Source organism: Tissierella pigra (genome assembly GCF_009695605.1).
Taxonomy (GTDB): Bacteria; Bacillota; Clostridia; order Tissierellales; family Tissierellaceae; genus Tissierella; species Tissierella pigra.
In genome coordinates this window covers 23,451-33,637 of sequence record NZ_VUNQ01000041.1, presented here as the reverse complement: position 1 = coordinate 33,637, position 10,187 = coordinate 23,451, and the positions used below count along the sequence as shown (strand labels likewise).

At 28.6% G+C, this 10,187-nt stretch carries 9 protein-coding genes; 7 read left to right on the top strand and 2 right to left on the bottom strand.

What is annotated here, in order from left to right; translation table 11 throughout:
- Positions 1–210 precede the first annotated feature (210 nt).
- From FYJ83_RS15010 to FYJ83_RS14985, 6 genes are all read left to right on the top strand, one after another.
- Positions 211–780, top strand: coding sequence for a GNAT family N-acetyltransferase (locus FYJ83_RS15010; protein ID WP_154441850.1), 570 nt, complete (start codon positions 211–213; stop codon positions 778–780).
- Between the two features lie 307 nt (positions 781–1,087).
- A complete protein-coding gene (locus FYJ83_RS15005; protein ID WP_154441848.1) occupies positions 1,088–1,861 on the top strand; it encodes a hypothetical protein in 774 nt (257 codons plus the stop codon).
- A gap of 112 nt (positions 1,862–1,973) precedes the next feature.
- Positions 1,974–2,735: a hypothetical protein gene (locus tag FYJ83_RS15000; RefSeq protein WP_154441846.1), complete on the top strand. Its 762-nt coding sequence runs from the start codon at positions 1,974–1,976 to the stop codon at positions 2,733–2,735.
- Positions 2,736–2,877: 142 nt separating this feature from the next.
- A complete protein-coding gene (locus FYJ83_RS14995; protein WP_154441844.1) occupies positions 2,878–3,357 on the top strand; it encodes a superoxide dismutase family protein in 480 nt (159 codons plus the stop codon).
- 111 nt (positions 3,358–3,468) lie between these two features.
- Positions 3,469–4,293, top strand: coding sequence for a metallophosphoesterase (locus tag FYJ83_RS14990; protein WP_154441842.1), 825 nt, complete (start codon positions 3,469–3,471; stop codon positions 4,291–4,293).
- A gap of 4 nt (positions 4,294–4,297) precedes the next feature.
- Positions 4,298–5,344 carry a DNA polymerase IV gene (locus tag FYJ83_RS14985; RefSeq protein ID WP_154441840.1) on the top strand — a complete coding sequence of 349 codons (1,047 nt, stop codon included), beginning with the start codon at positions 4,298–4,300 and terminating at the stop codon, positions 5,342–5,344.
- A gap of 174 nt (positions 5,345–5,518) precedes the next feature.
- Here the strand turns inward: FYJ83_RS14985 and ftsH are convergent, their stop codons facing one another.
- Positions 5,519–7,363: an ATP-dependent zinc metalloprotease FtsH gene (ftsH, locus tag FYJ83_RS14980; protein WP_154441838.1), complete on the bottom strand. Its 1,845-nt coding sequence runs from the start codon at positions 7,361–7,363 to the stop codon at positions 5,519–5,521.
- Between the two features lie 30 nt (positions 7,364–7,393).
- Positions 7,394–7,837, bottom strand: a complete 444-nt coding sequence (locus tag FYJ83_RS14975) for a MarR family winged helix-turn-helix transcriptional regulator (protein WP_154441836.1) — start codon at positions 7,835–7,837, stop codon at positions 7,394–7,396.
- Positions 7,838–8,382: 545 nt separating this feature from the next.
- On the opposite strand from FYJ83_RS14975, the gene FYJ83_RS14970 reads away from it, so the two are divergent.
- A complete protein-coding gene (locus tag FYJ83_RS14970) occupies positions 8,383–10,185 on the top strand; it encodes a MutS family DNA mismatch repair protein (protein WP_154441834.1) in 1,803 nt (600 codons plus the stop codon).
- Positions 10,186–10,187: the final 2 nt, after the last annotated feature.

The following is a 10,187-nucleotide window of genomic DNA, read 5'->3' as shown; positions in this document are numbered from 1 at the left end:
CCACTAGAATACAGATGTTATCTTTTAGATTTAGTCGCATAGAATAAAATTACGCCAATCATAATTTAATGATTGGCGCACAAAGTTTTTTATTATTTCCACTGTCTACTTGACAGGGGCATGTTCAGTAATGGAGGGTTTTATATATTAATTATATAAATAAGTTTTAAGGTATTATATTAGGTAGATACAGAAGAAGGAGGGAAATTGATGACTAGCAATTATTGGGTCGGTAAAAAGATAAGGCTTCGTGCAGTGGAGTTAAAAGATATTGATAGTTTTTTCAAAGCAAGTTTTGATGCAGATACAGATTTAGATAGATTTTGTGATGAGATACACTTTCCGCAATCGAAAGAAAAAATGCGAGAAAGGTTAGAAAATATTATTAAAAGTGAGTCACAGAGTGACGAGTTCTGGTGGATTATTGAGGATATAAATGGAAATGCAGTAGGTAATATTAATACATTTGAATGCAATAGAAGAATTGGAACATTTAGATATGGTATTGGGTTGGAGAAACCTTATTGGGGAAATGGGTATGCAAAAGAAGCAATCAAAATAGTATTAAGATATTATTTTAGAGAATTAAGATATCAGAAAGTTAATGCATATGTCTATTCATTTAATCAAAGATCATTAAAACTCCACGAATCATTAGGATTTCAACAAGAAGGCAGATTGAGAAGAATGGTCTATACTAATGGAAAGTTTTATGACGAAATATATTATGGTATGACTTGTGAAGAATTTGATGCAATAGATATACCAAAAGATTTATAGGAAATTGGTGAGATGGATTCTATTCATATAAAGTTGGAAAACAGTGAGGTTGACTATTTAATAAGAGTTGCTTTTCAAATTATTATTGGAGCTATTCTATTTTTTGTTTTTTCGGGAACATTAAAGAATTATATGAAAGAAAATGAAAATTTTGAGGCTACATCACTCATACAAAATGTTCGTATACAAAATATAGACTTCTTCTTTACATATGGTAAATCAAAAAAAATTGTTCTGTAGCTTGGAGTACTGTATTTACTTAAAAGATATAAAATAGTATAATTTGATTAATCTAGGGGGTGAGTATATGTTAAGGGATATTAGCTCATTTAAAGATATTGATAGTTTCATTGAACACTTGAAAAAGAAGGATGATATTGTAGGAATTGTTGAATATGGTGGTAGAACACATAGTGATATGGGTTTTGGCGGAGATTACGATTTAACTGTTATATTTAACAAGCCTATATCTCATAATTTTACAGGGATACATTTCCATATAGGGGGAATACCAATAGATTGTATGATTTTATCTGTAGATGATTTTTTATTAGATGTTCCTTTAAATGAGTTCCTATTGGTCCATTTGAATTGTAAAATACTTTTTGATAGAAATAATATAACTAAAGACATCTTAGATAAAATAAAAAAGACTTGGAAAGCTCCAGAATATTTATCAGAGTATGAGATAAGTACTTTTAGGTTCACGTTTCAACATATAATAGATAAATTAGAACATAGATTATATGAAAATGAGTTATATTCTAAGTATTTTATATTTTCATCTTTTGATTGGTTTCTTCAATGTTATGCAAGAATAAAAAATTTAGAAATAGGAAAGCCCAAAGTACATTTGAACTATATTGAAAATAATAATCCGGAATTATTTAATATTATTAACCAGATGTATACTACAGAAGATTTAAGTGTAAAATTTGAAATGCTAAAAAAATGTGCATACCATATGTTGGAGCCAATTGGTGGATTATGGCAAAGGGATGAAATTTTATTTCATATGACACCTGATGGAAAGATTATAGATGAGGAACAACAGTCAGTTATTAGGTTATTGTTTGAGTAAAATTTTGGAATGTATTAGATTGTCTTGCACAGTAATCTCTGGAGGGTAAAAACTAATAAAGATTAGGTAGAATAAAGAAAGAATAATTATATTTGCTGGAGGGAAAAAGATATTGAGATTAGATCATTTTGTCATAAATGTAGATCAAAAGTACCAGAAAGACATCCAAATCATTAAAAGTATAGAAAACAGTGGCTTTCCTTATAAACCTTCATGGGGGAAAGGAACAAAAGGATTTAAGGCATCTAATCTATGGATTGGAAGCGAATACTTTGAAATGATCCATATTTTAAAAGAAGATGGAGGTGGATGGAAAAATGAATGGGTTGACCATTATAATAATGGACATCTGGGCTTGATTTGTATAATGATTGACACAGATAATTTGGATAAGATTTATGAGGCATTAATCAAAAAAGACATAAAGATTACACCGCCAGTTTTTTTACAGTTTAAATGGTTTTTTAATTTACTAACTAGAACAATGCCTTGGCGTAATAGTTATCTACCTTTTTTTGAAGGTATTCCATTACAGATAGGATTTCAGCAAATGAAAGATAACAAGGCACGAGAATTTATGGAGCAGTATATGGTTCCAAATAGTAGAGATAATCAGATATATGGGATAAAGGATGTAATTGTTCAAGGAGCATATACAGAAAATGATTTTAAATTAATAAAAGCTGTATTTTCAAACTATAATGAAGATGAGAGAAGTATAACGATAAACTTTTCAACCAATCAAAAGCTTACATTTCAGAATAATGAAAGCTATGGTGTTGAAATAATAACTGAATGTAAAAATAAATCATATATTGATAATACCATTCAAATTGAAAATATTAGATTGTCCAACGGCAATGAATTGGAATAGTATCTAAATATTATTAAGATGAAGCTAAATGATAAATAACATAGTTTAGATAAAATATTTTACTTATTTTCCATATGAAAATATCTATATCACACCTATTATAAACTCCCTTCATATTATAGTTTGAAGGGGGGAATAGATAATGTGCTATGAAAACAGAACCAAGGCATACGCAAGAATAAAGGGGGGCAATTTATACCCCAATTTACATGGTATAGTATTTTTTGATGATGTGGAAGGTGGCACAGAGGTAAGTGTAGAAGTGTGGGGATTGCCTTTATATAAACCTGCTAAAGGTAATAATCAGCCCATAGGACCACATGGATTCCATATACATGAAAAAGGAATATGTGAAGTTACAGATCCTAATAATCCATTTGAATCTGCAGGAGAACATTATAATCCAACAAATCAACCTCATGGAAATCATATCGGAGATTTTCCAGTTTTATTTTCAAATAACGGATATACTAGAATGAGATTTTTTACAGATAAGTTTAAGCCAGAAGATATTATAGGTAGATCAGTTATAATTCATGAAAATCCTGATGATTATAGAACTCAGCCATCTGGTAATTCAGGTAAGCGTATAGGATGTGGAGTAATATGCAAAACTAATTAAGTAGATTGAAATAGTTAGACTCTAACTATATAGTTAGAGTCTAACTATTTTTGATATTGTGATATAATTAATATATTATAGATACATTATTTTTCTAATGGGAGGATAAAGGTGAAATTGTTGAAAATTATATTTATTATTATAGCTTTTGGAGTGGTTATATTTCTTTATAATTATGATCAGATAAGTAAATTTAGGGTGAGGAATATAAGAATAGATTCTAAAAAAGTGAAAAATGATTTTAAAATAACTCAAATATCTGATTTTCACTCTAACCATCTAGTTAACTTAGGAAATATGGTAGATAGAATAAGAAAATTTGATCCAAATTTTATAGTACTAACAGGTGATATTCTAGATTCTAGAGATATAAAATTAGATACTGTAATCAAGCTGTTTGAAGCATTATTAGAGTTAAATAAAGAGATCTATTTTATACAAGGAAATCATGAAAATAGAAATCAATTATATAATGATTTAAAAGACGAGATGAAAAAGTTAGGAATAATCATCTTGGAAGATAGTTCCCATACAATTATAGTAAATAATGAATACATAAACATCACTGGTCTTAAATTTTATCCAAAGTCTAGAGAAGATAAAGAAGTTACATATTATCAAGAAGGAATTAAGAATCTAAATTTAGACTATTATAATATTCTACTGAGACACTCTCCCAATAATGTGGAAAGTATTTTAAATGGAAATGAAGATTTAATCCTATCTGGACATACCCATGGTGGACAAGTAAGACTGCCATTAATAGGAGCAATTGTAGCTCCGGGACAAGGCTTATTCCCAAAGCTTGACAAGGGAATTTTTAAAATAAATGATATAAATTTATATATAGATAGTGGATTAGGAAATAGTGCTGCATCAATAAGGGCATTTAATCCTGTTCAAATTTCAAATATAACTATTAAGGGAATGAAATAAAGATATGACATTAAATATAATTCATGTAGATATGGATGCCTTTTATGCAGCGGTGGAAGAAGAAGACAATCCTAAACTTAAAGGATTACCAGTTATAGTAGGTGGTCTTAGTAATCATGGTATAGTGACTACAGCTAATTATGAAGCTAGAAAATATGGAATTCATTCTGCTATGCCTATATTTATGGCAAAGCAAAGATGTCCAAAGGGTTTTTATATTTCTCCTAGAATGAAAAGGTATCAAGAGGTATCAAAGAACGTTTTTAATATTTTATATGAATTTACAGATTTAATAGAGCAGGTCTCCATAGATGAGGCTTATTTAGATATTTCTCATATTGATTTAGAACCATTAAAGCTTGTTGAAGAAATGAAGTATAAAGTTCAACAAAGTACAGGTCTAACCATGTCAGTAGGTATTTCATACAATAAATTTCTAGCAAAATTGGCATCGGACTGGAATAAACCAAATGGTATAAAGATCATAACTAAGGAAATGGTACCGAATATATTACTTCCATTGCCCATTAGAAAAGTTCATGGAGTAGGTCCAAAATCTGCTAGGAAACTAAATGGAATAGGTATATATACTGTTGAGGATTTACTTGGGCTTACAGTAGAATTTCTTGAAGAATTATTTGGAAAATCTGGCAGAGAGATATATGATAGAATTCGAGGAATAGATAATAGAGAAATAAACACAAATCGAGAGAGAAAATCTTTAGGCGTAGAGAGAACTTTTGAAGAGATAACAGATAATAAAGAAGTACTTATAAATTATTTGAAAACATTTTCTGAAGAATTATCCTATGATTTGAAGAGTCGAAACATACAAGGCAGGACAATAACAGTAAAAATAAAAGATGAAAATTTTATAGTACAAACTAGAAGTAAAACCTTAAATGAATATATCAATGATTTACCAAGGATATTTGATATGGCATTAGAACTTTTAAATGATATAGAATTAGATAGTAAAATTAGATTATTAGGTGTAACTGCGTCAAATCTTATAACATCAGAATTAGAACAGTTGTCATTATTTGACTAATTAAGCATTAATAATATAACTTTTTTCTTGAAATTTAGGAAGGTTATAGTAAGTTTTAAAATAAAAAAGATATAAAGGATAATTTCCATGTTCTTTATAAAAATAGGGATATAGTTTTTAACTATATCCCTATTAAAGATATTTCAAATAATATTATATTTCAAAACATAAGATTTATTTCATATTATCATATTTGTTTTCAGGTAGTTCTAGTACATTCATAAATTCTTCACCTGTAATAGTTTCATGTTCCAGTAGAAACTCAGATAGTTCATGAAGTTTTCCAATGTTTTCATTAAGAATATTCTTTGCTTTATCATGGGCATCTTTTATAATTTTAAGAACTTCAACATCTATCTTAGCTGCCATTTCTGGAGAACAAGCAAGAGACGCATCTCCACCTAAATATTGATTAGATACAGTTTCCAGTGCCATCATATCAAAATCGCCACTCATACCATAGCGAGTCACCATTGCTCTTGCTATTTTAGTAGCTTGTTCAATATCATTAGAAGCACCAGTAGTGATAGAATTAAAGATAATTTCTTCTGCCGCACGACCACCAGTTAAAGTAACTATTTTATTAAATAGATCTTCCTTAGACATTAAAAACTTTTCTCCTTCTTCTATTTGCATAGTATATCCTAATGCTCCAGAAGTCCTTGGAATAATAGTTATTTTGTGAACAGGAGCCGAATTCTTTTGTTTTGCTGCAACTAAAGCATGACCGATTTCATGATAAGAAACGATTAGTTTTTCCTGTGTAGATATTACAGCTCCTTTTCGTTGATAGCCAGCTATGACTGTTTCAACTGATTCTTCAAAATCAGATTGATTGACTTTAGTACGATTACATTTAACAGCACGAAGAGCAGCTTCATTTGCAATATTTGCCAGTTCTGCCCCTGATGCACCAGAAGTAGCTCTAGCAATTGCATTATAGTCTATTCCATTTTCTACTTTTATTTTTTTAGAGTGAACTTTGAGAATATCCTCACGTCCCTTTAAATCTGGAAGCTCTACTGGAATACGTCTATCAAATCTTCCAGGACGTAGAAGTGCCTTATCTAATGTTTCAGGTCTATTAGTAGCAGCTAGAATAACAACACCTTTGCTACCATCAAATCCATCCATTTCAGTAAGCAATTGATTAAGGGTTTGTTCACGTTCATCGTTACCACCCATACCAGAATTATCACGCTTTTTACCAATGGCATCGATTTCATCAATAAATACTATACAAGGGGCTTTTTCTTGAGCTTGTTTAAATAAATCTCGTACACGTGCAGCACCCATACCTACAAACATTTCAACAAATTCAGAACCAGATATTGAGAAGAAAGGAACTTGAGCTTCACCAGCAACTGCTTGAGCTAATAGAGTTTTACCAGTTCCAGGAGGACCTACAAGTAAAGCTCCCTTTGGAAGCAGAGCACCAATTTCTCTGTATTTTTCAGGAGTGTGGAGAAAATCTACAATTTCCGTAAGAGCTTCCTTTGCTTCATTTTGACCTGCCACATCTGCAAAAGTTTTTCCAGTTTGAGCCTTTACATAGACCTTAGCATTGCTTTTACCAAAGGTCATAGAGTTACCACCTAATCTTCCCTGTAAATTACGAGAAAACAATTGTCCAATTCCTATAAATAGAAATATTGGAATAATCCATGTTAATAAAAAGTTGACAATAGGAGACATTTCCTTTGGAATTGTACTTAAGAACTTAATTTCTTCATGCTGAGATAAACGATTTACCAAATCAGGATCATCCATTTTTCCAGTTATAAACAATTCATCTTTATCTTCATCACTTAGAACAGTAAAAACAATTTGATTTTCTTGAATTTCAACTTCCTTAATATTTCCAGATTCTATCTGGTTTAAAAATGTCCCATAATCAACTTGAGTTATTTGTTTTTTAAAAAATGATGGAAATACAAATGTATTTAGAACCATCATTACTAACATCACAATAGCATAATAAAAAATTAAAGGTTTTTTAGAATTTTTTCGTTTGTTCATTAATATTTCAACCTTTCTAAATAGAAGATTTTATACTTTGTTCATCCTAATTAACAAATCTTTTAAGTTTTGCAGACCAAGTATAATAGTTTGAATATCATCATGATTTTCACTTGAGAATATAGGTGTGTATATTTGTTTTAAGATATTATCAATTTCTGCTATAGTAGATATACCCTTGTCAGTAAGCTGTATTTTTACTACTCTTTCATCTGACATATCTCTATGTCTTTCTAAATACCCTTTTTTTTCTAATTGTTTACACATAGATGAAGTATTTCCACTTTGTATATTCATTATCTTGGCTAAACTACCAATACTATGATTTTGATCATCATTTATATGTTTAAGGATTTGAGCTTGTATAAGGGTCAAATCGTATTTATGAACGATAGGAAGAAAGGCATTATCAATGTTTACAGATACGTCTCTCATTAAATCTACTAATTGATCTTTGAACTCCAAAACATCCATTTATAAAATCCTCCTTTTATATTTAAGAATATCACAATAATGATATAAGGTATATTATATATACTGTATATATAATATACCTTATAGGGTAGCTTGTCAATATAATTCACTTTATCTGAATCATAACTAGAGTATATTAAAAGTGAATACTTATGGCTATAACTTAGTAAGATTTTATTTTAATGGAAGCCTAAGATTCCAGATGAAAATCCTTGAATAAAATTGGATTGAATAAATGTATATTTTATCATTGTAAGCTTCAAAAGATATTTCTAAACAATCCTTCTTCCATTATACCATTAATAATATTAACTATAACAGAAAATAAAATAAAAATAGTAGAAGTATTTTTTACCAATAATAACTATAATCCTAATTGTCTGATAAAAAATATTGTTGTCTACGATTTCCACATCACTGTTCATAGTTAGTGCAATTCTCCTATTTTATCTTCATAAGTTAGTAAAACAATTTAGAATTAGAAAACAATTGTAATCTAATGAAATTACTGAAAATATCGTGTATAATTAAGAGGAGGTGATTCAATGATTAAAGATAAATTTATAATGAAAATACAGAAAGAAAATGAAAATATTGAAAAGTATAGTAAGAAATCTAATTTAATTAGTATGGCTAGATTTATAGTATTTATAGGAATTATAGCCACTACCTATGTAATGATTAAGATAGATTATAAAGCAATTTATGCAGTAATAGATTTTATTTTAACAGTAATATTTATTGGCTTAATAATATATCATAATGTAATTAAAGATAGATTGAACTTTTCACAAGAGATTATAAATATAAATAATGAGTATTTAGATAGAATTAATGGAAATTGGATTGATTTTAATGATATTGGGGAGGAATTTATAAATAAGGAACATAAATATTCTTTTGATTTAGATATAGTAGGAAAAAAATCTCTATTTCAATTTATAAATATAGCTAATACATGGAATGGTAGAAGAAAATTAGCAAAAACCTTGTTGGAATCTAAGTATAATAAAGATGAAATATATTTAAGACAAGAAGCCATAAAGGAATTGGGAAGTAAACTAGATTTTTGCCAAGAATTAGAATATCTAGGAAGAAAACATAAAGAAGAATTACAAAATCCCGAAAGCTTAATGGAATATACTAAGAATAATGAAGAAGTGATGAAGTCACAGAAAATAAAAAAGATTCTTCATTTCCTTCCAATATTTGTTATACCATTGTCCATAGGAATTTTAGTATTTAAAGTTAAAGAAGTATATTCATTGATTCCATTATTGATATTACTCCAATATTTATTATGGGTAATAGGGTTTTCCAAACTCAATAGAATATTGGTACCAGTTGGAAAATTCAAATCTAATTTAGAGACCTATTTAGATATATTAAAGCTATTAGAAAAAGAAAAATTTGAATCTAAAAAGTTAAAGGATCTAAAGGAAATCTTATTTAATAAAGACTACTCATCTATACTGGGAATAGAGGAACTTGATAGAATTACAGAAAAAATCAATCTAAGATATAATAATGCCTTAATATACTTTTTATTTAATGGACTATTTTTATGGGATTATGAGTGTGCTTATTTATTGGAGAATTGGAAGAAAAAATATGGTGTGGAAGTAGAAAAATGGATTGAAGTTATAGGAGAAATTGAAGCATTATCTAGTCTAAGCGTTTTTATACAAATAGAAGAAGATATTTCTTTTCCAACTATTGATAATTCTAAATTAAAAATAAAAGCAGACAGTTTAGGACACCCACTTATAAATAGTGATATAAGAATACTAAATGATATAGAGATGGATAATAATATTTTTATTATTACAGGATCAAATATGTCAGGAAAGACTACATTTTTAAGGACATTGGGAATCAACTTAGTATTAGCATATAGTGGAGGACCTGTATATGCTGACAAAATGTCTTGTCCAATAGTGAGTATATATACATCTATGAGAGTAACAGATGATTTGAAAAATGGAATATCAACTTTTTATGCAGAGCTTCTTAGAATAAAAGATATTATCAATGAGGCAAAGGAAAATAAAAATATGATTTTTCTTATTGATGAAATCTTTAGAGGAACAAATTCCATAGACAGAATATTGGGAGCCAAAAATGTTCTTGCTAATCTAAATAAACTAGAAGTAATTGGAGCAATAACTACTCATGATTTAGAACTATGTGTGCTGGATAAATATAATAGAATAAAAAACTATCATTTTTCTGAGGAGTATAAAGATAATAAAATACATTTTGATTATAAAATTAGATTAGGCAGGTCCACTTCAACCAATGCAAAATATTTAATGAAATTAGTAGGTATTGAAATAATAGATGATTAAGA

Excerpts from the sequence above, each read along its gene's own strand:
- FYJ83_RS14995 (WP_154441844.1), top strand. The coding sequence starts at position 2,878 with ATGTGCTATGAAAACAGAACCAAGGCATACGCAAGAATAAAGGGGGGC.
- FYJ83_RS15005 (WP_154441848.1), top strand. The coding sequence starts at position 1,088 with ATGTTAAGGGATATTAGCTCATTTAAAGATATTGATAGTTTCATTGAA.
- FYJ83_RS14985 (WP_154441840.1), top strand. The coding sequence starts at position 4,298 with ATGACATTAAATATAATTCATGTAGATATGGATGCCTTTTATGCAGCG.
- FYJ83_RS14975 (WP_154441836.1), bottom strand. The coding sequence starts at position 7,837 with ATGGATGTTTTGGAGTTCAAAGATCAATTAGTAGATTTAATGAGAGAC.
- FYJ83_RS14970 (WP_154441834.1), top strand. The coding sequence starts at position 8,383 with ATGATTAAAGATAAATTTATAATGAAAATACAGAAAGAAAATGAAAAT.
- FYJ83_RS15010 (WP_154441850.1), top strand. The coding sequence starts at position 211 with ATGACTAGCAATTATTGGGTCGGTAAAAAGATAAGGCTTCGTGCAGTG.
- ftsH (WP_154441838.1), bottom strand. The coding sequence starts at position 7,363 with ATGAACAAACGAAAAAATTCTAAAAAACCTTTAATTTTTTATTATGCT.